This window comes from Sphingomonas sp. SORGH_AS_0879 (assembly GCF_030819175.1).
Lineage (GTDB): Bacteria > Pseudomonadota > Alphaproteobacteria > Sphingomonadales > Sphingomonadaceae > Sphingomonas.
Genome location: NZ_JAUTBJ010000002.1, coordinates 2,245,915 through 2,267,593, shown reverse-complemented (window position 1 = coordinate 2,267,593; position 21,679 = coordinate 2,245,915). Strand labels below are relative to the sequence as shown.

Annotated in this window: 20 protein-coding genes and 2 pseudogenes; 12 read left to right on the top strand and 10 right to left on the bottom strand. The window is 64.8% G+C overall.

The window, feature by feature from the left end:
* Position 1 precedes the first annotated feature (1 nt).
* The 6 genes from QE379_RS11340 to QE379_RS11315 all read left to right on the top strand — a co-directional run bounded on the left by QE379_RS11340 (position 2) and on the right by QE379_RS11315 (position 5,624).
* Positions 2–331: a DUF423 domain-containing protein gene (locus tag QE379_RS11340; RefSeq protein ID WP_307000576.1), complete on the top strand. Its 330-nt coding sequence runs from the start codon at positions 2–4 to the stop codon at positions 329–331.
* A 46-nt stretch (positions 332–377) separates the two neighbouring features.
* Positions 378–1,934 carry a methionine--tRNA ligase gene (gene metG / locus QE379_RS11335; protein WP_307000574.1) on the top strand — a complete coding sequence of 519 codons (1,557 nt, stop codon included), beginning with the start codon at positions 378–380 and terminating at the stop codon, positions 1,932–1,934.
* Positions 1,934–2,710: a TatD family hydrolase gene (locus QE379_RS11330; RefSeq protein ID WP_307000571.1), complete on the top strand. Its 777-nt coding sequence runs from the start codon at positions 1,934–1,936 to the stop codon at positions 2,708–2,710. The genes metG and QE379_RS11330 overlap by 1 nt, the downstream gene beginning before the upstream one ends.
* A complete protein-coding gene (locus QE379_RS11325; RefSeq protein WP_307000569.1) occupies positions 2,707–3,471 on the top strand; it encodes an MBL fold metallo-hydrolase in 765 nt (254 codons plus the stop codon). The genes QE379_RS11330 and QE379_RS11325 overlap by 4 nt, the downstream gene beginning before the upstream one ends.
* Complete coding sequence (locus QE379_RS11320; RefSeq protein ID WP_307000566.1) at positions 3,468–4,043, top strand: TIGR02281 family clan AA aspartic protease; 576 nt, start codon at positions 3,468–3,470, stop codon at positions 4,041–4,043. Before QE379_RS11325 ends, QE379_RS11320 begins: the two co-directional genes overlap by 4 nt.
* Before the next feature lie 150 nt (positions 4,044–4,193).
* The gene (locus tag QE379_RS11315) at positions 4,194–5,624 is read left to right on the top strand and encodes an ISNCY family transposase (protein WP_307000563.1); all 1,431 of its coding nucleotides are present in this window, start codon (positions 4,194–4,196) and stop codon (positions 5,622–5,624) included.
* 145 nt (positions 5,625–5,769) lie between these two features.
* On the opposite strand, the pseudogene QE379_RS11310 reads toward QE379_RS11315, so the two are convergent.
* Positions 5,770–6,085, bottom strand: a pseudogene (locus tag QE379_RS11310) (transposase); the annotation flags it as partial.
* Between the two features lie 596 nt (positions 6,086–6,681).
* On the opposite strand from QE379_RS11310, the pseudogene QE379_RS11305 reads away from it, so the two are divergent.
* Both QE379_RS11305 and mazG read left to right on the top strand, forming a co-directional pair.
* Positions 6,682–6,846: pseudogene (locus tag QE379_RS11305) on the top strand (IS110 family transposase); the annotation flags it as partial.
* A gap of 584 nt (positions 6,847–7,430) precedes the next feature.
* The gene (gene mazG, locus QE379_RS11300) at positions 7,431–8,147 is read left to right on the top strand and encodes a nucleoside triphosphate pyrophosphohydrolase (RefSeq protein WP_307003186.1); all 717 of its coding nucleotides are present in this window, start codon (positions 7,431–7,433) and stop codon (positions 8,145–8,147) included.
* Here mazG and hflX read toward each other — a convergent pair.
* From hflX to dusB, 7 genes are all read right to left on the bottom strand, one after another.
* Complete coding sequence (gene hflX / locus QE379_RS11295; RefSeq protein WP_307000560.1) at positions 8,128–9,420, bottom strand: GTPase HflX; 1,293 nt, start codon at positions 9,418–9,420, stop codon at positions 8,128–8,130. The genes mazG and hflX overlap by 20 nt on opposite strands.
* Positions 9,417–10,019 (bottom strand): RNA chaperone Hfq, encoded by a 603-nt coding sequence (gene hfq, locus QE379_RS11290; RefSeq protein ID WP_307000557.1) that lies wholly within the window; start codon positions 10,017–10,019, stop codon positions 9,417–9,419. Before hfq ends, hflX begins: the two co-directional genes overlap by 4 nt.
* Before the next feature lie 30 nt (positions 10,020–10,049).
* The gene (locus tag QE379_RS11285; RefSeq protein WP_267433375.1) at positions 10,050–11,426 is read right to left on the bottom strand and encodes a sigma-54 dependent transcriptional regulator; all 1,377 of its coding nucleotides are present in this window, start codon (positions 11,424–11,426) and stop codon (positions 10,050–10,052) included.
* A 6-nt stretch (positions 11,427–11,432) separates the two neighbouring features.
* A complete protein-coding gene (locus QE379_RS11280) occupies positions 11,433–13,679 on the bottom strand; it encodes an ATP-binding protein (RefSeq protein ID WP_307000555.1) in 2,247 nt (748 codons plus the stop codon).
* 61 nt (positions 13,680–13,740) lie between these two features.
* Positions 13,741–15,183 carry a nitrogen regulation protein NR(I) gene (ntrC, locus tag QE379_RS11275; RefSeq protein WP_307000553.1) on the bottom strand — a complete coding sequence of 481 codons (1,443 nt, stop codon included), beginning with the start codon at positions 15,181–15,183 and terminating at the stop codon, positions 13,741–13,743.
* Positions 15,180–16,247: a nitrogen regulation protein NR(II) gene (locus QE379_RS11270; protein WP_307000549.1), complete on the bottom strand. Its 1,068-nt coding sequence runs from the start codon at positions 16,245–16,247 to the stop codon at positions 15,180–15,182. The genes ntrC and QE379_RS11270 overlap by 4 nt, the downstream gene beginning before the upstream one ends.
* The gene (dusB, locus tag QE379_RS11265) at positions 16,231–17,235 is read right to left on the bottom strand and encodes a tRNA dihydrouridine synthase DusB (protein WP_373461772.1); all 1,005 of its coding nucleotides are present in this window, start codon (positions 17,233–17,235) and stop codon (positions 16,231–16,233) included. Before dusB ends, QE379_RS11270 begins: the two co-directional genes overlap by 17 nt.
* A 91-nt stretch (positions 17,236–17,326) precedes the next feature.
* On the opposite strand from dusB, the gene QE379_RS11260 reads away from it, so the two are divergent.
* Genes QE379_RS11260 through QE379_RS11250 form a run of 3 tightly spaced genes read left to right on the top strand, consistent with a single transcriptional unit; the run spans position 17,327 to position 19,526 of the window.
* A complete protein-coding gene (locus QE379_RS11260) occupies positions 17,327–18,499 on the top strand; it encodes a bifunctional 2-C-methyl-D-erythritol 4-phosphate cytidylyltransferase/2-C-methyl-D-erythritol 2,4-cyclodiphosphate synthase (protein ID WP_307000547.1) in 1,173 nt (390 codons plus the stop codon).
* Positions 18,496–19,026: a hypothetical protein gene (locus QE379_RS11255; protein ID WP_307000545.1), complete on the top strand. Its 531-nt coding sequence runs from the start codon at positions 18,496–18,498 to the stop codon at positions 19,024–19,026. Before QE379_RS11260 ends, QE379_RS11255 begins: the two co-directional genes overlap by 4 nt.
* Positions 19,026–19,526, top strand: a complete 501-nt coding sequence (locus QE379_RS11250; protein WP_307000543.1) for a CinA family protein — start codon at positions 19,026–19,028, stop codon at positions 19,524–19,526. Before QE379_RS11255 ends, QE379_RS11250 begins: the two co-directional genes overlap by 1 nt.
* On the opposite strand, the gene QE379_RS11245 is transcribed toward QE379_RS11250, so the two are convergent.
* Entirely contained in the window at positions 19,487–19,945 is a 459-nt protein-coding gene (locus QE379_RS11245; protein WP_307000541.1) for a type II toxin-antitoxin system RatA family toxin, read from the bottom strand. The genes QE379_RS11250 and QE379_RS11245 overlap by 40 nt on opposite strands.
* A complete protein-coding gene (lipA, locus tag QE379_RS11240) occupies positions 19,945–20,868 on the bottom strand; it encodes a lipoyl synthase (RefSeq protein WP_230480649.1) in 924 nt (307 codons plus the stop codon). The genes QE379_RS11245 and lipA overlap by 1 nt, the downstream gene beginning before the upstream one ends.
* A 154-nt stretch (positions 20,869–21,022) precedes the next feature.
* Between lipA and QE379_RS11235 the strand changes: the two genes are divergently transcribed.
* Positions 21,023–21,673 (top strand): carbonic anhydrase, encoded by a 651-nt coding sequence (locus tag QE379_RS11235; RefSeq protein ID WP_307000539.1) that lies wholly within the window; start codon positions 21,023–21,025, stop codon positions 21,671–21,673.
* Positions 21,674–21,679: the final 6 nt, after the last annotated feature.

Sequence of the window (21,679 nt, the reverse complement as noted above, 5' to 3'; positions counted from 1 at the left end):
CATGGCGTTACTGGGTATCCTGGCGGCCTTGTCGGGCGCGATCGCCATCGCGGCGGGGGCGTTCGGCGCGCACCGGGCCGAAGGGATCGCGGTCGAGTGGCTGCGGACCGGCGGCCAGTATCAACTCATCCATGCGGTTGCCGCACTTGTCGCGCTTCGCATGGAGGCGCGGGGTGTCGCATGGGCTTTCGTCATCGGCAGTGGGATTTTCGCGGGCACCCTCTATGCGATGGCGTTCGGTGCGCCGCGCTGGCTGGGCGCGGTGACGCCCATTGGCGGGACGATCCTGATTCTCGGCTGGCTATGGCTGGCCTGGACTTTGCGCGGCTGAGCCGGTCGGGCTTCACCTGCACGAAGCGATGTTCTAGGGACCGGGCATGGCCGATCCATTCTATATCACCACCGCGATCCACTATCCCAATGGCCGTCCGCATATCGGCCACGCCTATGAAATGGTCGCAGCGGACGTCATCGCGCGGTTCCAGCGCCAGGCGGGGCGCGACGTGCTGTTCCAGACGGGCACCGACGAGCACGGCCTGAAAATGGCCCAGGCGGCGCGCGCGCGCGGCATTTCCACGCGCGCGTTCGCCGACGAAATGTCCAGTCATTTCCACGTGATGGCTGATCGTCTTGATATCAGCTATGATCGTTTCATCCGCACGGTAGACGCAGATCATTATGCCGCCAGCCAGGCCATCTGGAAGGCGATGCAGGACAAGGGCGACCTGTATCTCGATCGCTATGAAGGCTGGTATTCGGTCCGTGACGAGGCCTTTTACGACGAGTCCGAACTGACCACCGGGGAAGACGGCACCAAGCTGTCGCCGCAGGGAACGCCGGTCGAATGGACAGCGGAGGAAACTTGGTTCTTCCGTTTGTCGAAATACCAGCAGCCACTGCTCGATCTCTATCGCGACAATCCCGACTTCATCCGCCCGGAAAGCCGCCGGAACGAGGTGATGCGCTTCGTCGAGGGCGGGCTGTCCGATCTCTCGGTATCGCGCACGAGCTTCGACTGGGGGGTGCCGGTGCCGGACAGCCCCGGCCATGTCATGTATGTCTGGGTCGATGCGCTGACCAACTATCTGACCGGGACGGGCTATCCGAATAAGGACAGCGAATTGGCGCGTTTCTGGCCCGCCAATCTACACCTGATCGGAAAGGATATCGTCCGTTTCCACACCGTCTATTGGCCCGCATTCCTGATGTCGGCGGAGCTGCCTTTGCCGCAGTCGGTGTTCGGCCATGGTTTCCTGCTCCACCGGGGCGAGAAGATGTCCAAGTCGGTCGGCAATGTCGTCGATCCGATGGGGCTGGCGGATGCCTTCGGCGTCGATGCACTGCGTTATTTCTTCCTGCGGGAGGTCAGCTTCGGGCAGGACGGTTCCTATTCCGCCGAAGCGATCGTGACGCGTGTCAACGCCGAACTGGCCAACAGCTTCGGCAATCTCGCCCAGCGGACCTTGTCGTTCATTGCCAAGAATTTAAACGGCGAACTTCCCGAACCGGGTCGCGCCGACCCCGCCGATGCTGTCCTGATCGAGGAGGTCGTGGTCGCCTGTGCCGGGTTGAAGACCGCGTTCGATGACCTGATGCTGAGCCAGGGGATCGAGGCGTGGATGCGCGGCGTCTATGCCTGCAACCAGTATATCGATGTGCAGGCGCCATGGTCGCTGCGCAAGACCGACCCGGAGCGGATGCATGCCGTGCTGGGAACCTTGGTCCGCGCGATCCGGATGCTCGCCATCGCCATTCTGCCGGTCACGCCGCGTGGGGCAGGGCTGGTGCTCGACACGCTGGGGGCCGAGGAGCGCGATCATGCGGCGATCGACGATGACGGCTGGTATGCCCGCCGCGCATCCAGCGGTATTGCCCTGTCGCCGCCGACGCCAGCCTTTCCCCGTCTCGAAATCCCGGCCGAGGCCGACGCCTGATGCTGGCCGACAGCCACTGCCACCTCAACTACAAGGGGCTGGTCGAGGATCAGGCGGCAATCCTGACCCGCGCGCGGGACCGTGGGGTCACGGCCATGCTCAACATATCGACTCGCGAGAGCGAATGGGATGCGGTGATCGCCACGGCCGAGCGCGAACCCGATGTGTGGGCGACGATCGGCATCCACCCGCATGAGGCCGACGCCCATGCCCATGTCGACACCGCCAAGCTGGTCGAGCGTGCCGCGCATCCGCGCGTCGTCGGCATCGGCGAAAGCGGGCTGGACTATTATTACGATCACAGCGACCGCGAACAACAACAGGCGAGCTTTCGCGCGCACATCGCCGCCTGTCGCGAAACCGGTCTGCCGCTGGTCGTACACACGCGCGATGCAGAGGACGATACCGCCGCAATCCTGGCCGAGGAAATGGGGAAGGGGGCCTATTCCGGCGTCATCCACTGTTTCACGGCGAGCGGAGATTTCGCCGATAAGGCTTTGGCGTTAGGCTTTTATATATCCATTTCGGGTATCGTGACCTTCAAGAACGCCAAGGAGTTGCAGGCCACCGCCGCGCGCCTGCCGCTCGACCGGTTGCTGGTCGAAACCGATGCTCCGTTCCTGGCCCCCGTTCCGCATCGGGGGAAGACGGGGGAGCCGTCCTTCGTCGCCGACACCGCAGCGTTCCTCGCGGACCTGCGTGGTGAGCCATTGGACGTCCTGACCCGGGCTACGGCGGAAAACTTCCATCGTCTGTTCGCGAAGACCGCCGCGTGAAGATTCGCATTCTGGGTTGCGGCACCTCCTCCGGCGTCCCCCGGATCGGCAATGACTGGGGGGCATGCGACCCTACCGAGCCCCGCAATCGGCGTATGCGATGCTCGGCGCTGATCGAGCATGACGGAACGCGCATCCTGCTCGACACGGGGCCCGATATGCGCGAGCAGTTGCTTGCTGCCGAGGTCGGGACGGTGGATGCGATCATCTGGACGCATGACCACGCCGATCATTGCCACGGCATCGACGACGTCCGGCAGATCTACCATGCGCTGGGGCATCCGGTTGCCGGTTACGCACGCCCCGCGACGGCGGAAGCCTTGCAACGCCGCTTCGGTTATGTGTTTCAGGGGAAGACGGGCTATCCGCCGACCGCCACCATGACGGTGCTGGAGGACGATATCGCGATCGGGCCAATCCGTATCCGGTCGCTCGATCAGCCGCATGGTCGGATATTCTCTGCGGGGCTGCGCTTCGACTGCGATGGCCGGAGCATTGGTTATGCTACTGATTTTCATCAGTTAACAGAACCGATGGCGAATCTCTATCGTCATGTCGATCTATGGGTCGTGGATGCGCTGCGACGCCATCCGCATCCCGCGCATGCCGATCTTCCGACGGTTCTCGAATGGATTGACGAACTCGAACCGCGACAGAGCATGTTGATCCATATGGATCATTCGATGGACTATGCCACACTGTGCGGCGAACTGCCGCTCGCTGTTCGTCCGGCCTATGACGGATTGGAACTGATACCGTGAGCACGGATCGGGTCATGGACTTCCTATACTATGGCCTGATCCTCCTGCTGCCGCTGAGCGCGTTGGCGGCTCGGCGCATTCCGATCGGCCAGACGCTGCGTATGGCGTTGATGTGGGTCGGTATCTTCGGCATGGCCTTTCTGATTGTCGCACAGCGTGACCGGCTGAGTAGCCTTCTGCCGGGCCGTGGCGCGCCGGAGGGCGTGGTACGTATCGCGGTGGCGGAGGACGGACATTTCTGGGCAGATGTCCGGATCAACGGTGTCCAACGACGTATGCTGATCGATAGCGGCGCCACGACGACCGCCTTGTCGCAGGCGACAGCCAAGGCCGCCGGGCTCGACCTGGGCGAAAGCCCGTTCGCTACGATGGTCGAAACCGCGAATGGCAGGGTCACTGCCGATCATACGACGATCCGCCATCTCGCGATCGGGCCCATCGAATTGAACGACGTCGGCGCGATCGTATCGCCCAGCTTCGGCAATCAGGACGTCATCGGAATGAATGTGCTGCGACGGCTGCGGTCGTGGAGGGTGGAGCAAGGCGTCCTCATCCTCAACGAACCCAACTAGCATTGTTTTACATAATATATATTATCAAACCTAAAGAGTGTAAGCACCAGATACAAATGACACCACTCCGCTAGATCGAAACGGCACTCCCGGTGCTGTCAGCGGGTCGCCGGTGTCATAGCCTTCCTCGGCAACGAGGACGCGCATGATATGACGGTGCTGACGATGGGTGCTACAGAGATCACCCGGTTCGACACGTTGATGCGGGTCGACCGCGGCGAGATCCGGATCCCGGACGCGATGGAACTGCTGGGCCTCCAGCGGCGGCAAATTTACCGGCTGCTCCGCCGTCTTCGGCATGAAGGCGCTGCGGGCCTCGTCTCGCGCAAGCGCGGGCGGCCGCGCAACCGGCGCTTTAGCGATGCCTTCCGCGCCGAGGTGGTCGCGCTGGTGCGCGAACACTATGCCGACTTCGGCCCGACGCTCGCGCGCGAGTACCTCGCCGAGCGCCATGGTCTGGGACTGTCGTGTGAAACGCTGCGACAGATCATGATGGAAGCCGGCCTCTGGAAAGACCGCGCAGCTAGGCGCCCTCGCCCCTATCAGCCCCGCTACCGGCGCGACTGTCGCGGCGAGCTGGTCCAGGTCGACGGCTCAAAACATTGGTGGTTCGAGGAACGCGGCCCGCAATGCACGCTGCTGGTGTTCATCGACGACGCCACGAGCGAGCTGAGGCACCTCGAGATGGTCGAGAGCGAGAGCACGTTTTCCTACATGCGCGCGACGAGGACGTACCTTGAGCGGCACGGCAAGCCGGTCGCCTTCTATACGGACAAGCACAGCGCCTTCCGCAACAACACGGCCTCGGCAAACGGCGACGGGATGACCCATCTTGGGCGCGCGCTGGACCGGCTGAACATCGAGCTGATCTGCGCAAACTCGCCGCAGGCGAAGGGCCGTGTGGAGCGCGCCAATGCCACGCTGCAGGACCGGCTCGTCAAGGCGATGCGGCTCCACCGCATCAACACCATCGACGAAGCCAACGCCTTCCTCCCCTCCTACATGGTGCAGCACAATCAACGGTTCGCCAAGGCGCCGTTCGACCCGCGCGATCTGCACCGGCCGCTCGCCATCCACGAGAACCTCGAAGCCGAGATGGTCTGGCGCGAGCAGCGCACCGTCACCGGCGCCCTCACCCTTCATTACAACAAGGCGATGTTCATCCTGGAGCCGTCCCCGGTCGCACAGGGGCTCGCACGCAAGAAGGTCGACGTTTGCGAATATCCGGACGGCCGCCTCGAGATCCAGCACGAGGGTGAGGCCCTGCCCTACCGCGTCTTCGACAAGATGCGCCGGGTGAACCAGGCGCCGGTGATCGACAACAAACACCTCGACGCGGCACTGGCCCTCGCTCACGCCATCCAGCAAGTGCAGCCGCACCACGCCAAGCGCAACAACAACGAGCCTGCGCGTACCGCGCAGCCCGCCGGGATGTTCAAGGCCCCCTCGCCCGTGCCCCCTGGGCCGAAGCTGGATCGCCGCAAACTGGGCAATCAACGCCTCAAGCGAGGTCCCCGCCTTTCCAACGATGAACTCGTTGGGCGTGGCTTGGGAGAGTACGTCCACCAGCAGACAGGATGACCGGATACCGCGCCTGCCGTGACTGACCTGCCCCCCGCTGGTCCCGCGGTCATAACGAGAGTCTGCCGGTTTGATATTCGTGCTGCCCCACCGGCACAATCGCGCCGGGCGTGACGCTTCCATCTTGCAGGAACGCCCGGCGCGCTTGTGCCGGCGTTCGGTTTGCCAGTGACGAGTGCGGCCTGACGTTGTTGTAGTCATAGCGCCAGACAGCCAGTTTACGCCGAGCGTCGGCGAGGCTGTCGAACAACTCCTCATTCAGGAGCTCGTCGCGCAGCGACCCATTGAACGATTCAATGAACGCATTCTTCTGCGGCCTGCCGGGATCAATGTAATGCCACTCGACCCGGTTCTCGCTGGCCCACTTCAGGATCGCCCTGCTGGTCCAGCTCGCGGGCCACCCGCACGCCCGAGATGCTGGTGTCGCCCACCAGGCACAGGTTCTCCCGGTAAGCGTCATCATTGATCTCGCCGGACCGTCTTAGGATCGACGCCGATCAGCACGCAGGCACGGCGCTGCGAGACCTGGTAATCCCTCATCACGCCGAGCGCCGCGTCCCGTCGCTGGCTTGGCGTCGTCAAACTTTTCCCAACAGGTCCTTCACCTACGCCCCGCACGAAGCAGGCTATTGGGTGGCCCAACGGGCTGGCTTCGCGGTTATCAAGCGGATTGAGGAAGCCCTAAGGGAGCGCGACCATTACGCGGGTTGCTACACCGGTTAGTTCAACCCGGATACCGAGGAATACGAGAACCTCACCGAGTGCGACGACGAGTATGAGGAGGCCCACCAACATGCCGTCGAACTCGCTAGGAGGGCGTGTCTCGGCAACGCGCGACTGATTATCATCGCGCAGGGGCGTAGCGATGAGGCGGCCTACCTGATCCTGGATGCCTACTCCCATCAAACGGCAATGCGGCTCAACGGAGAGGAAGCACTTTCCCTATCCGATGAAGTCGACCAGGACCTGCTGGAGCGTGAAGCGTCGGCAGGATAAGCGCCTGATGGGGGCTTCGTGCCCCCATTTTCGTCCCGCGCATCGGTCCAGTCTCGACAGGACGCCCAGCCGGGCAGAGTCCGATCTGCGTAGCTGGGGTCTGACGCTGCGGGAGCGGCTCGGCTTCAAGCGCGCCGCAGTGGCCGTTGCCCGCAAGCTCGCCGTCATCATGCATAGCATGCTGACCACCGGCGAACCGTTCCGGAGCACAGCTGCCACCATCTGATCCCCAACTCGCCAGCGTCGCAAGGCGCCAACGAGACGTCCTGCCGGGACGTAGGCTGATCCATTCCGCGACGTTCGTTGCACCAGTCGCCTGTCAGCGCTCCAGTGCGCCGAAAACATAGGAAGGGTCACCCGCGAAGCCCCATCATGCGGCGGCTCATGCCGACCGCGAAGACGACCATGCTTCCGGCAGCGACAGATCACATAAGTCTTGCAACCAGCGCGATTAGACGACGAAGGTCGGGTAAGACTCCCGGCCACCGACCGTCTGGGCCGCATGCTTCCAAGACGGACTTCCCGAAATATGTTCTCGATTGCCTTTTCCCGAAATGCGCCATCGGACATGGAGTTTCGGGAAAGGGTAGCCGCCTGGAAACCGGGCTGACCGAGCCCGCTGCTGGCGCAGCGGGTCCGGGTTCAGGAGCCGAGGGGTGTCGCATCAGCGGGGGCAGCGCTGCGCTGCTTGGATGGCTCCACGCTGCCCCCGCTGCTAGCAGACGGTGTCATTTCTATCTGGCGACGGTTATGCCTTTTCTAGATTGCGGGAACAAGGAGTAGGGTTCGGTGGATCGCCTGCTGACTATCATGAAGCGCCTGCGCGACCCCCAAACGGGCTGCGAATGGGACGTTGCCCAGAGCTTCGAGAGCATCGCGCCCTATACGATCGAGGAAGCACATGAAGTCGCGGACGCGATTGCGCGTGGCGACATGGCGGACTTGAAGGACGAACTCGGCGATCTGCTACTGCAAGTCGTCTTCCATGCCCAGATCGCCGCCGACCTCGGCCATTTCTCCCTCCCGGATGTCGTGACCGCGATCAGCGACAAGATGGAGCGACGCCATCCGCATATCTTCGGCGACGTCGCCGAAGGCGGTCATCATCTTTGGGAGCAGATCAAGGCCGAGGAGCGACGCGCCAAGGCGGCGAGCGGTACGCTCGACGGTGTGGCGCTCGGCCTACCTGCGCTCATGCGGGCCGAGAAGCTGCAAAACCGTGCCGCCAGGGTCGGCTTCGACTGGCCCGATCCGCAGGGCGCGCGCGCCAAGATCGACGAGGAATTGCAGGAAATCGCCGAAGCGCCGCCGGAGACGCTCGAAGAGGAATTTGGCGATCTGCTGTTCGCCGTGGTCAACTGGGCGCGCCACCATGGCATCGACGCCGAGGCGGCGTTGCGTAACGGCAACCTCAAGTTCGAGCGTCGCTTCCGTGCAATGGAGCAGGAAGCCGGCGAAGGCTTTGCGGCGCTCGACCTGGAAGGCAAGGAAGCCTTGTGGCAGAGGGTCAAGCGCCGCGGCGGGTGAACCGGTCATAATCGGGCGGCGACAGGCGAACGTCATAAACCGCCTGTTCGCCCTCGATCGCCTGATCCAGCACTTCGCCATGGGCATGCAGCCATGCCGCCCCCGCCCCGTCGCCTGCGTCGAGCGTCACGCGGTAGCGGCGGTGGCCGGAGGTCAACGCCTGCGCTACCTGCTCGATCAGGTCATCGATGCCCTCCCCCGTCATCGCCGATACGGCAACGATGTTGGAACGCCGCTCGGCCTCCGCGAGGAGGTCGTCTCGCAGATCGCCTTCGACGAGATCCATCTTGTTCCACGCCTCGAAGCGCGGGGTTTCGGGATCGACACCGATCTCGGTCAGCACCGCCTCGACATCCGCTCGCTGGGCTTCGCTATCGGGATGCGCGATATCGCGGACATGGATCAGCAGGTCTGCGGACACCACCTCTTCCAGCGTCGCCTTGAACGCGGCGACCAACTGGGTCGGCAGGTCGGAAACGAAGCCCACCGTGTCCGACAGGATCGCCTTATCGATGCCCGGCAACTGGATCTGCCGCAAGGTCGGGTCGAGCGTCGCGAACAACAGGTCTTTCGCCATGACATGAGCGCCAGTCAGGCGATTGAAAAGTGTCGATTTTCCGGCGTTGGTATAGCCGACCAGCGCGATGATCGGCCAAGGTGCGCGCTGACGCCGATCGCGGTGGAGGCCCCGCGTCCGGCTGACTTGATCCAACTCGCGACGCAGGCGCGCCATGCGGTCGCGGATCATCCGGCGGTCGGCCTCGATCTGCGTTTCGCCGGGGCCGCCCAGGAAGCCGAAACCGCCGCGCTGACGCTCAAGGTGGGTCCAGCTACGAACCAATCGACCGGCCTGATAATCCAGATGCGCCAGTTCGACTTGCAACCGCCCCTCGGCGGTCGCGGCGCGCTCACCGAAAATCTCCAGGATCAGGCCGGTTCGGTCGATGACCTTGGCCTCAAGCGCGGTTTCGAGATTGCGCTGCTGAACGGGCGTAAGCGCTCCGTCGAACACGACGAGTTGCGCCTCCTCCATCCGGACCTGCTGGGCGACCTGTTCGACCTGGCCGCTGCCGATCAGGGTCGCGGGTTTGGGGGCCCGGACACGCAGCGCGATGCGCTCGACCACATCCAGGCCGATCGCCATGGCCAGGCCAGCGGTTTCGTCCAGACGCGCATCGGCATCCCGCGCCGCATCGCCCTGATCCGGCAGGACGATGACGGTGCGGGCACCCCGCGTGAATTCACCGCGATCGCGATCGAAACCGGTACTCAATCCTCGGTCGATCCCGCCTGCTCTTCGGCCAGATTCAGCGGCCGGGCGGGCTGAATGGTCGAGACGGCATGCTTATAGACCAACTGCGCCATGCCCTCACGCTGGAGCAGCATGCAGAACAGGTCGAAGCCCGCAATCTGACCCTGCAGCATGACGCCGTTGATCAGGAACATGGTGACGGGGTCTTCGGATTTGCGCACCGCGTTGAGAAAGATTTCCTGCAACAGCGGGTTCTTGCGCTGCTGTTCGTTCACGCCGTCGACGATCGCGGCCACGTCCAGCGGACCGGACGGCATGATGGTGGAGATGGCATGCTTGTAGATCAGCTGCGACTGTCCGTCCCGGCGCAGCAGCACCGAGAAATTGTCGAACCAGGTCACGATGCCCTGGAGCTTCACACCCTTGACGAGGAACATGGTAACCGGCGCCTTCGAGCGGCGCAGCGCATTCAGAAAGAGGTCCTGAAGCGAACCTGATTTGTCGGCCATGGTCGAGCCCTTATTCTTGGCGGGTCCGTGCCCGCGAATAGCGCCGTTTCCCGGCGTCGGAACCGCGCCCGTGTGCCGGGCGCGGCCAATATCTATGGTTTCGAGGGGCATTCGTCCAGAGGCGAGCGCATGACCATTGCGTCACTCGTCGCGCGTCTCGCTGATCCCCAGCAGCTTCAGCTTGCGGTGGAGCGCGGACCGTTCCATCCCGATGAAGCTGGCGGTGCGGGAGATGTTGCCCGAAAAACGCCGGATCTGGACGCGCAAATATTCGCGCTCCCAACTCTCACGCGCCTCGCGCAAGGGAGCACCCATGATGGCGGTGGCGCCCCCGCCCCCCATATCGGCCCCCTCTCCCAGCACTTCGGCGGGCAACAGGTCCAGGTCGATGCGGCCGACGCGGTCGCCCGGTGCCAGGATGATGGTCCGCTCGACCACGTTGCGAAGCTGGCGGACATTGCCCGGCCAGTCATAGGATTGCATCGCGACCATCGCATCGGGCGCGATCTCGGGCGTGCGGACGCGGCGTTCGGTGGCGTAATGCGCCATGAAATGCTCGACCAGCGGCGGGATGTCTTCCCGCCGTTCGGACAGCGAAGGGATGGTCACCGGCACGACGTTGAGGCGATAATAAAGGTCCTCGCGGAACCTGCCCTCGGCGATCTCCTGCGTCAGGTCGCGCGCCGTGGCGGAGACGACGCGGACATCGACCTTCACCACCCGCGTACCGCCGACGCGCGTGAAGCTCTGGTCGGTCAACACGCGCAGGATACGCGCCTGGGTCGCGATCGGCATGTCGGCGATCTCGTCCAGGAACAAGGTGCCGCCATGCGCCTGTTCCAGCAGCCCGGTGCGGACGAGGTCCCCCCCCTCCTCCACCCCGAACAATTCTTCATCGACGCGCTCGGGCGTCATGCGCGCCGCACTGACGACCACGAAAGGCGCACTCGACCGGTTGCTCCAGCCGTGGAGTAGCCGCGCCGCGACTTCCTTGCCGACACCCGCCGCGCCCATGATCAGCACGCGGCTTCCGGTCGCGGCAACACGCTTCAGGGTGGCGCGGATGCCGTTGATCGCGCTGGAGGAACCGGTGAGATCGGTTTCCCGCCCGGCACTGGCGCGCAGCGAGGCGTTCTCGCGCCGCAACCGCTCGGTCTCGGTCGCGCGCCCGACCATCAGCAACAGGCGTTCGGCCTCGAACGGCTTTTCGATGAAGTCTGCGGCCCCTTTCCGGATCGCCGCCACCGCCGTGTCGAGGTTGCCGTGGCCCGAAATGACCAGCACAGGGATCGAGGGGTCGCGCCGCTTGATCTCATCGAGCAGTTCCAGACCGTCGAGCTTCGAGCCCTGCAACCAGACGTCGAGCAGTACCAGCGACGGTCGCCGCACGGCCACAGCCTCCAGCGCGGCATCGCTGTCGGCGGCGACTCGGGCGTCATAGCCCTCATCCTCCAGCACGCCGGCGACCAGTTCGCGGATATCGAGTTCGTCATCGACGACGAGAATGTCCAAAGCCATGATTCTTTACGTCCGAGTACGAGTCAAAGCGGTGAGCTGGCCCTCCCCAGCCAGTTCGGGTTCGGCGCCACCCTGATCCAGCGCCGCCAGGGCGCCGGCATCGAACATCATCGAAACGATGGTGCCGCCGGTAGGATTGTCGGAAAAGCCGATCGTGCCGGCATGTTCCGCGATGATCTTGTTGACGATGGCGAGGCCCAGGCCGGTGCCGCGCGCGCGCGTCGTCATATAGGGCTCTATGATCCTGTCGCGCTCGGGCGGCAGGCCGACGCCGTTATCGGCAACGGTAATCGTCACCATGCCCCCCTGCTGCCCGACGGTCAGCATGACATGGCCGCCCTTCATCCCGTCCGGCCGCGCCTCGATCGCCTCCACCGCATTCTTGACGATGTTGGTCAGCGCCTGGCTCATCTGCCGCCGGTCACAAACCATCATCGGCGCGGGCTCGTCCTGCTCCATCTCGAAGCGGATCTCGGGATGGGCGACCTCATGGAGGAACATCGCCTGGGCGCAGATGTCCGCGATCGCTTCCTCGCGAAAGACCGGTTTGGGCATACGCGCGAAGGAGGAGAATTCGTCGACCATCCGGCGCAGGTCGCCAACCTGACGGACGATCGTCTCGGTCAGGCGACCGAAGGTTTCGTCCTGCGGATCGATGACCTTGCCATAGCGCCGCTGGAGCCTCTCCGCCGCCAACTGGATGGGGGTCAGCGGGTTCTTGATCTCATGCGCGATGCGCCGTGCGACATCCGACCAGGCGGCCCGGCGCTGATCGAGCAATTGCTGCGTGATGTCATCGAAGGTCAGGATCGGCCCGTCCGCCGTCTGCGCGATCCGCACCGCCAGCGTCCGCATGTCGCCGTGCAGCGCGACCTGCACCGTCGCCTCCCGCCGCCCCTGGTCGAGCAGTGCGTCCAGTTCGGGGGCGACCTCGATCAGGCGATGGCCGATCAGTCCGCCCGGCTCTACGCCGAGCAGCATGTCGGCGGAGTTGTTGGCGATCCGGACCTGGCGATCGGCACCGATCGCGACGACGCCCGCCGAAACCCCCGCCATCACCGCCTCGATCAGCGCACGGCGATTGTCGAGTTGGGCGTTGGCGGTGACCAGTTCGGTATTCTGCTGTTCCAACTGGCCGGTCATCTGGTTGAACGCATTGGCCAGCGTGCCGACCTCGTCGCGGGTGCGGGGATCGGGCACGCGGGCGGTCAGGTCACCGCCCGCGATGCGCCGGGCCGCATCGACCAGTTCGCCCACCGGTCGCACCAGCCGATCGGCCACCGCCAGCGCGATCCACACCGCGATCCCGACGATTAGCAGGGCGACGAAGAACAAAGCGATGTTGAACTTCAGCTGGAGAGACCGGGCCCGGCCCTGCAACGCGCGATAGCCCTCGACTACATCTTCGGCGGCGAAATGCTGTTTGCTCAGGAACGCGGCGTTCACGCTGGTCCCGACGTAGAGCATGATCCCGCTGCTGTCCGGCAGGGGCGTGACGACCCAGACGCGTTGTTCGTTGATACCGACTTCGGGCCGGTTCGACCGGCTGGCCTGGCCCATCATTTCGGGCGTCACCAACTCTCGGAAGCTTGCATCGGTCGGCTGATTGAAGAAGTCGTAGAATTTGAAGCCCTGTTTGGGATCATAGGAGAAGAGGACCGCCTCCTCCATGTCGCGCACGATCGTCTGCTGGACCAGATAATCGTGGAAGTCGCGCCGGTTCTCGCGCAGCACCGGCAGGTTGCGCCCCAGGTCCTGCGACATGGCGCGCCCGGCAAAGACCCAGCGGTTGATGATCTGCTGCTGCGACTGGCGGGCGATGTCCATCGCGTCGCTGAACGCCTTGCGGGCGCGGTCGGAAATCCAGAATTCCGCCGACGACTGGAACATCACCGACGCCGTCACGACGGTCAGCAGGATGGGGACGCTGGCAGTGAGCGAGAAGATCGCCACCAGTCGGACATGAAGCCGCCCGCCCCCGCCGACCGCAGACTCCGCCGCGCGCCGCATGGCGACCCGCCGCCCGAGCAGCATCAGGAGCAGAATGCCCGGCACGAGATTGAGGGCCAGCAGACCGGCGATGACCGGCGGCGCAATCAGTCCCTGCGCATCATGCCGCTGGTCGATGAACCAATAGGCTCCGGCGGCGATGGCGATCGCACCGATAACGATCGCCACCTCCACCGCCGGTGTCACCGCGAAGCGGGATCGCGGCGGTTCGATGGGACCGGCAGGCTTCAGGGACGCCAACATCGTTGCAATCGTACAACGTGAAGCGTGACCTGCAAGCCACAATTCGTAAAAATTTCGTTAGTCAATCCGCCGACTCGTCATCGCCACTGACCGGAATGTGAAGCGTGTCGAGCCGCTTGCGCAGGGTATTGCGATTGATCCCCATCGCGCGGGCGGTTCGAAGTTGATTGCCGCCGTGTCGCGCCAGCATCGCTTCGATCAACGGGCGTTCGACCTCGCCGATGACACGGTCGTAAAGCGAGCCGTCATCCAGCGACGCGGGACGCTCCACGGCAAGCCGCGCGAGATAGCTGCGGACCGCAGCCGCCAGATCGCCGCCATGCGCGTCGTCCGGACCATGAGGCGACTGACGCGCTTCGCCCATCATCGCGCGGATCGCCTCCGCATCGATCACCTCGTCGCGCGCCAGGACGGCGAGGCGACGCATCATATTCTCCAGTTCGCGCACATTGCCGGGCCAGTCATGCGCCACCAGCACATCGACCGCCTGACTGTCGATCCGCCGCCTCGGCAGACCCTGCAACGCGGCGTTCTCCAGGAAATGCCGGGCCAGCAAGGGGATATCCTGTCGCCGCTCGCGCAAGGCGGGGAGTGCGATGGGGACGACGTTGAGACGGTAGAACAGGTCTTCGCGGAACTGGCCGGATACGACCTGTTGGCCGAGATCGCGGTTCGTCGCCGCGACGATGCGGACATCGGTACGGATCGTCCGCGCGCCGCCCACGGTGGTGAACTCGCCCGACTGGAGGACCCGCAGCAACCGGGTCTGCGCCTCCATCGGCATGTCGCCGATTTCGTCGAGGAACAGGGTGCCGCCGGCCGCCTGTTCGAAGCGCCCTGCATTGCGCTGTGCCGCGCCGGTGAACGCGCCGCGTTCATGGCCGAACAACTCGGCCTCGATCAATTCGCGCGGGATCGCGGCCATGTTGATCGCCAGGAACGGGGCCGCGCGGCGCGGGCCCAGATCGTGGATCGCCCGCGCGACCAGTTCCTTGCCGGTTCCCGACTCGCCGGAGATCAGCACGGTGAGGTCGGTCGCGATCACGCGCGCGATGATGCGATACACGCTTTGCATCGCCTGCGAGCGACCGATCAGCGGAAGCGCGCGATCGTCGTCCGGCAAGGCGTCCTCGACCAGCACCCCCCGCCGCGCCAGCGCCCCCGCCACCGCATTGGTCAGCGCGTCGAGGTCGAAGGGCTTCGGCAGATATTCATAGGCGCCCACCTCCGCCGCGCGCACCGCCGTGGTCAGGGTATTCTGCGCTGACAGGATGATGATGGGCAGGGTTGGAAAACGCTGGGCGACGCTTCGGATATGGTCGATCCCGTCACCGTCGGGCAGGATGACGTCCGTCACCAATATGTCCGGCGCGCCGCCCGCCAGCATCTTGTCGAGCCGGGCCAGCGTTTCCACCGTCGTGACTTCATGCCCTGCGCGGCGCAGCGCCTGCCCGACCACGGTGCGGATCGCGGCGTCGTCATCGACGACCAGGACATGGCTCATACGGCGGCCCGGGGCAGCAACAGACGCAGGACGGTCATTTCGGGCGAGCCCTCTCTTGCATATTGAATGATGCCGCTCATGTCGCGGACCAGCTTGTCGACAAGGGCAAGGCCGAGCCCCTGCCCCTCGCGGCGGCTGGAGACGAAGGGATCGAACATGTGGTCCGCGATGTCCGGAGGCGCGCCCGGGCCATTGTCGATCACGCAGATTTCGATGGGCAGAGGCAGGCGGGTCCGTCCATCGTCCGTGCTGACCGACATGCCATGACGATAGGCGGTCGTCAGGATGATCCGGGGGTTGCGCACGGACCGAACCGCTTCGCGCGCGTTCTTCAACAGGTTGATGACGATCTGAAGCAAGGCGTCGCGATTGATCCGCGCGGGCGGCAACGAAGGGTCGAACCGCTCCTCGATCTGGATACCACGCGCGAAACCGGCCAGCGCCACCCCCCGCGCATGGGCGAGCAGCGGATAGATATTCTCCGATGCCAGCGGCAAGGGTCTGGTATCGCTGAAATCCTGCATCCGATCGATGAGCGCGGCGATCCGGTCCACCTCGGTGGTGATCAGCGTGGTCAACTCGCCACCGTTGAGGAGTTGCGCCGCACCCCGGATGCCGGACAGCGGGTTCTTGATCTCGTGCGCGAGCATCGCGGCGGCGCCTATGGCGGCCCGCGCACCGGCGCTGCGTTCCGAGGCATGGGCCAGACGGCGCGACTGTCCGGCGCTGTGCAGGGTGATCGCTCGCCAGCCCGTATGATCGGGGATTTGCGCTTCGACAAAATCGACCCGGATCTTGTGGCCGCGCGGTGTCGCGATGACCGTGTCGTACACGGCGAAGCCATGCCCGTCGCGACTGCGAGGCGCATCGGGCGGGGGCAGGATCGCCGCCAGCGGCTGTCCGATCATCAACCGCTCGGACAGGTTCAACAGCTGTTCGGCAAGCCCGTTGGCATGGGCGATCCGATCCTCTGGATCGACCACCACGACCGCGACCGGCAGGGCGGCGAACAATGCCGCGAAACCCGGTCGGCCATGGCGCGTCGTATCAGGCCGCGGCTGCAAGCTCGATCTGCGGCACGTAGAAGTCGTACAGCATCGCCTTGACGCGGTCGGCACTGGCTTCCTGATTGACCTTGTTGCGGAACTCGGCGGAGCCGTGAAGTCCGCGTGTGTACCAGCCGATATGCTTGCGGGCCATGTTGACGCCCGTCTCGGTACCATAATGGTCAAGCATCGCGTCATAATGTTCGGCAACGACACGATATTGTTCGCCCAGCGGCGGATCCTCGCGACGTTCGCCGGTTGCGAACCAATGCATGACCTGCCCCAACAGCCAAGGGCGACCATAGGCGCCACGCCCGATCATCACTCCGTCCGCGCCCGACTGGTCCAGCGCCATGTCGGCATCGTCCACCGAACAGATGTCGCCATTGGCGATGACGGGGATGGATACCGCATCCTTCACCTGGCGGATGAAGGCCCAGTCCGCCTGCCCCTTGTACATCTGGTTGCGGGTGCGACCATGGACGGTGATCATTTTCACGCCGATATCCTCGGCGATGCGCGACAATTCGGGGGCGTTCAGGCTGTCATGGCACCAGCCCATCCGCATTTTCAGCGTCACCGGCACATCCACCGCCTCCACCGTCGCACGAATGATCTCCGCCGCCAGTTTCAGGTCGCGCATCAAAGCCGAGCCCGCATCGCCGTTGACGACCTTGCGTACCGGACAGCCCATATTGATGTCGATGATCGCCGCGCCGCGATCGGCGTTCAGCCTGGCCGCCTCACCCATTTCATAGGGCGTGCAGCCGACCAGCTGCATCGACACCGGCTCCTCCAGCGGATGCCATGCGGCCTTCTGGATCGATTGACGCGTCTCGCGGATGGCGGCTTGGCTGGCGATCATCTCGGTCACGTTCAAGCCCGAACCATAGCGGCGGACCAGCGTGCGAAACGGCATGTCGGTGACGCCGGTCATCGGCGCCAGAACGACGGGGCTGTCGATCGTCACCGGACCGACCTGAATGGGGGCGAGATTACGCATCATACTGCCTGAAAAATAAGCAGTCCCTCTACGCGAACATGCACCACGAGGCAAGATTGGCGGTACGGGCGAAAAGCCGCTAGGTCGCGGCCTTATGAGCGAGAATGGAAAGATCGCCGCATTGATCGTCGCGGCGGGTGGCGGCAGTCGGATGGGCGGCGGCATACCGAAACAGTTTCGCGATCTGGGCGGCCGTCCGATGCTGGCATGGAGCCATGCCGCCTTTGCCGCACATCCCGCGATTGGCCCCGTGCTGACCATGGTCGCGGCGGATCAGTTGGAGACGGTGCGCAACCTTCTGCCAAGCGCCTGGTGCGAGGCCGGTGGGGCCAGCCGCCGCGAATCGGTGGCGAACGGTTTGCGGCAACTCGCTCTCGCCGGGGTCGAGAAGGTGCTGATCCACGACGCCGCTCGCCCCTGCCTCTCGCACGACGTGATCGACCGCGTTCTGGCTGGGCTGGAAGCGGCCGATGGCGCGATGCCGGTGCTGCCGGTCGCGGATACGCTGGCGCGGGAAAGCCTGCGGCCGGACGGCGTCCATCTGGGCGAAACCGTACCGCGTAACGGCGTCGTCCGGGTGCAGACCCCGCAGGGCTTTCACCTGCAATCGGTCATCGCCGCCCATGCTGCATGGCCCGCCGATGCCGAGGCGACCGACGATGCGCAGATGGTGCGACGGCTTGGCGGGCGCGTCGCTTTGGTGCAGGGCGATGCCATGCTCGAGAAAATCACCTATCCCGACGACTTGGCCGGCGCTGATATGCGACTGGCATGGGAAACCCGGACCGCGATGGGTTTCGACGTTCACCGTCTGGAAGATGGCGAAGAACTCTGGCTGGGCGGCGTGCTGATCCCGCATCATCAGGGGCTGTCGGGACATAGCGATGCCGATGTCGCGCTCCATGCGCTGACCGACGCGCTGCTCGGCACGATCGCGGCGGGCGACATCGGCACCCATTTTCCGCCGAGCGATCCGCAATGGAAGGGGGCCGAGTCGGGCCAGTTCCTGCAACATGCCGCCAAGCTGATCGCCGATAAGGGCGGGCGGATCGATTTCGTCGACCTGACCATCATCTGCGAAGCGCCCAAGATCGGCCCTCACCGCGCCGCCATGGTCGAACGGATCGCCGGCCTGCTGAACATCGAGCGGAGCCGGGTCAGCCTGAAGGCCACGACGACCGAACGCCTGGGCTTTACCGGACGCGGCGAAGGCATCGCGGCGCAGGCGATCGCCACCGTGCGCCTCCCCGGGGGAATGCCCGCATGAAGCGCTTGGGTCTGATCGTCGCGCTTGCGGCATTGATCGCTCCGGAGATCGCGAGCGCTCAGGCCCGCTCCTGCATCACCGCGCCCGAGGCGGAGGCGATGACGCTGGTCGCCATGCCCGACATATTGCGCGAAACCGGTCGGGTATGCGGAGCACGACTGCCCGCCACTAGCCTGATCCGGGGTGGAGGCACCCTCATCGCCAAATATGAGAGCGCGGCGGATCAGGCCTGGCCTGCCGCCCGTGCCGCGATCGTCAAGCTGTCGGACCCGGCGATCGATACGCTGTTGCAGTCGGATTACGCCCGTCCGTTGCTGACCTCGCTGCTCGTGCCGTTCATCGTCGGGCGGATCGGGCTGGAGGACTGCGGGACGATCGACCGGCTGGTGACGCAGTTGGCCCCCCTGCCCCCGCGCAACATGGCGTCGGTCGTCGTGACCGCGCTGCAATATCTCAAGACGGAAAAGGCACGAGGGCGGCAGGTCGCCGTGCCCGATCTGCCGCTTTGCACGAACGGGAACCGCTGATGGACGTGCTGCTGCCCCGGGAATTGATCGCCCTGGCCGAACGGGTCGTGACCGAGAACCGCGCGGCGGGTCGCCGCGTCGCCTTGGCCGAAAGCTGCACCGGTGGGCTGGTGTCCGCCGCACTGACCGAAATTCCGGGATCGTCCGACGTGGTCGAGGCGGGGTTCGTCACCTATTCGAACCAGGCCAAGATCGCGATGCTCAAGGTCAATCCCGAGGTAATCGACACGTTCGGCGCGGTATCGACGGCGACCGCCTGGGGTATGGCGCAGGGCGCGCTGGCGGCCAGCGAGGCCGATGTGGCGGTGGCGATCACTGGCGTGGCGGGCCCCGGCGGCGGTACGGCGAAGAAGCCGGTCGGCACCGTCGTCTTCGCCCGTGCGCTACGTGACGGCGACCCCGAGGATGTAAAGGCCGAGCGCCACGAATTCGGCGACATCGGGCGCGGCGCGATCCGGCTTCAGGCGGCGCTGTTGGCGCTGGAGTTGCTGCTGCCGTAAAGCTTGGCGGCGCGATCCTCGAACGCGCCGATCATGCGGCGGAGTGCGGTGCCGAACACCTGCCCCGCCAGCATCTCGAACACCCGGTTCTTGAACGCGAAGTCGACGGTGAAGTCGACCGCGCAACCCTGTTCCTGGGGCCGGAAACGCCAGTTGTTGCGCAGATATTTGAGCGGCCCGTCGAGATAATCGACGTCGATCGACTCGGGGCGGGTCTTGGTCACGCGGCTGGTGAAGGTCTCGCGCAGCCCCTTGAAGCCGACGATCATGTCGGCCACCGTCTCGCTATCCGAGTCCGATCGGACGCGCATCGCGGAAACCCAGGGCAGGAATTCCGGGTAGCGCGCCACATCGGCGACCAAATCGAACATCTGCTCCGGCGTATAGGGCAGATGCCGTGTCTCGCTATGCTTGGGCATCAGCGTTTGGCAGCCAGCTTCGCCTCGCGCGCCGCCCGCAGCCGCTCGAAATCGTCGCCCGCATGATAGCTGGAGCGCGTCAGCGGCGAGCTGGCGACCAGCAGGAAGCCCTTGGCGCGCGCGATCGAGGCATAGGCGTCGAACGCCTTGGGTGTGACGAACTCGGCGACCTTGGCATGGCGCGGCGTCGGCTGGAGATACTGGCCCATGGTCAGGAAATCGATGTCGGCCGAGCGCATGTCGTCCATCACCTGATGCACCTCCAGCCGCTCTTCGCCCAGGCCCAGCATCACGCCCGACTTGGTGAATATCGACGGGTCGTGGCGCTTCACGCTCTCCAGCAGGCGCAGCGACGCATAATAGCGCGCACCCGGCCGGATCGTCGGATAGAGCCGGGGGACCGTTTCCAGGTTATGGTTGTAGACATCGGGCCGCGCCTCGACGATCGACTCGATCGCGGCCTGCGCCTTGTTGCGGAAGTCCGGCGTCAGGATTTCGATGGTCGTGTTCGGCGTGGTGCGACGCAGTGCCTCAATCACCTTCACGAACTGCGATGCGCCGCCATCGGGCAGGTCGTCCCGGTCGACCGAGGTGACGACGATATGGTTCAGCCCCATCTGCGCGGCGGCATCCGCGACATTCTGCGGCTCCATCGCGTCGACCTTGCGCGGCATGCCGGTCTTCACGTTGCAGAAGGCGCAGGCGCGGGTGCAGGTGTCGCCCAGGATCATGACGGTCGCATGCTTCTTCGACCAGCATTCGCCGATGTTCGGACAGGCGGCCTCTTCGCAGACGGTCGTCAGGCTCTTGGCCCGCATCAGCTCGCGCGTGGCGGCGAACCCGGCGCTGGTCGGAGCCTTGACGCGGATCCAGTCCGGCTTGCGCGCGCGCACCGGCGCGACCAACGGTGTCAACTCGTTCATGCCCCGCGAAATAGCGATGGTCCCCGCCGGACACAATGCCTGCGATGCGCGTCCAAGGTATCGCGCGACAGACACAATTTGATATGGAACCGAAACGGCCACGCTCGGGTTCGCCTGCTAGAGCATGATTTCCTGAACTGGATAAGAGAGAGCAATGACCGACTTTAACGACCTCGTGGATGGCTATCAGCGCTTTCGGACTTCCGATTGGCGTCGCCAGCGCGACCGCTGGGCCGAATTGAAGGAAGGCCAGAGCCCGAAGGTGATGGTGATCGCCTGCTCCGACAGCCGCGTCGATCCGGCCCAGATTTTCGACACGCTGCCCGGCGAAATCTTCGTCGTGCGCAACGTCGCCAACCTCGTGCCCCCGTTCGAGACGGGTGGTGGTCATCACGGCGTGTCGGCGGCGCTGGAATTCGCGGTGACGCAGCTCGAAGTGACCGATGTCGTCGTCATGGGCCATGGCGCCTGTGGCGGCTGCAAGGCGGCGCTGACGCAAGGCTTCGCGCATGCCCCACAGGGTGAGGGCGGCTTCGTTTCCGACTGGGTGAGCCTGCTCGACGGCGCCCGCGAAAAGGTCATCGCCAAGCATGGCGACGGTCCCGATGCGATGCGCGAGATGGAACTGGAGTCGGTCCGCACGTCGATCGCCAATCTGCGCACCTTCCCCTTCGTCACCAGCCGCGAGGAAGCCGGCAAGCTGACCCTGCGTGGCGCTTATTTCGCGATCGCGGACGGCGTGCTGCACGTCATGGATGAGCAGGGCGAGTTCAAGCCCGCTACTCCAGCGCTGGCCACGGCTTAAGGGAGT

Coding starts and splice junctions, on each gene's coding strand:
- QE379_RS11315 (WP_307000563.1), top strand. CDS start 4,194: ATGACGGTGCTGACGATGGGTGCTACAGAGATCACCCGGTTCGACACG.
- QE379_RS11250 (WP_307000543.1), top strand. CDS start 19,026: ATGGACGTGCTGCTGCCCCGGGAATTGATCGCCCTGGCCGAACGGGTC.
- metG (WP_307000574.1), top strand. CDS start 378: ATGGCCGATCCATTCTATATCACCACCGCGATCCACTATCCCAATGGC.
- QE379_RS11260 (WP_307000547.1), top strand. CDS start 17,327: ATGAGCGAGAATGGAAAGATCGCCGCATTGATCGTCGCGGCGGGTGGC.
- hfq (WP_307000557.1), bottom strand. CDS start 10,019: ATGCCCCTCGAAACCATAGATATTGGCCGCGCCCGGCACACGGGCGCG.
- QE379_RS11340 (WP_307000576.1), top strand. CDS start 2: ATGGCGTTACTGGGTATCCTGGCGGCCTTGTCGGGCGCGATCGCCATC.
- QE379_RS11285 (WP_267433375.1), bottom strand. CDS start 11,426: ATGGCTTTGGACATTCTCGTCGTCGATGACGAACTCGATATCCGCGAA.
- dusB (WP_373461772.1), bottom strand. CDS start 17,235: ATGATGCGTAATCTCGCCCCCATTCAGGTCGGTCCGGTGACGATCGAC.
- QE379_RS11330 (WP_307000571.1), top strand. CDS start 1,934: ATGCTGGCCGACAGCCACTGCCACCTCAACTACAAGGGGCTGGTCGAG.
- mazG (WP_307003186.1), top strand. CDS start 7,431: ATGAAGCGCCTGCGCGACCCCCAAACGGGCTGCGAATGGGACGTTGCC.
- QE379_RS11255 (WP_307000545.1), top strand. CDS start 18,496: ATGAAGCGCTTGGGTCTGATCGTCGCGCTTGCGGCATTGATCGCTCCG.
- QE379_RS11235 (WP_307000539.1), top strand. CDS start 21,023: ATGACCGACTTTAACGACCTCGTGGATGGCTATCAGCGCTTTCGGACT.
- ntrC (WP_307000553.1), bottom strand. CDS start 15,183: ATGAGCCATGTCCTGGTCGTCGATGACGACGCCGCGATCCGCACCGTG.
- lipA (WP_230480649.1), bottom strand. CDS start 20,868: ATGAACGAGTTGACACCGTTGGTCGCGCCGGTGCGCGCGCGCAAGCCG.
- QE379_RS11280 (WP_307000555.1), bottom strand. CDS start 13,679: ATGTTGGCGTCCCTGAAGCCTGCCGGTCCCATCGAACCGCCGCGATCC.
- QE379_RS11245 (WP_307000541.1), bottom strand. CDS start 19,945: ATGCCCAAGCATAGCGAGACACGGCATCTGCCCTATACGCCGGAGCAG.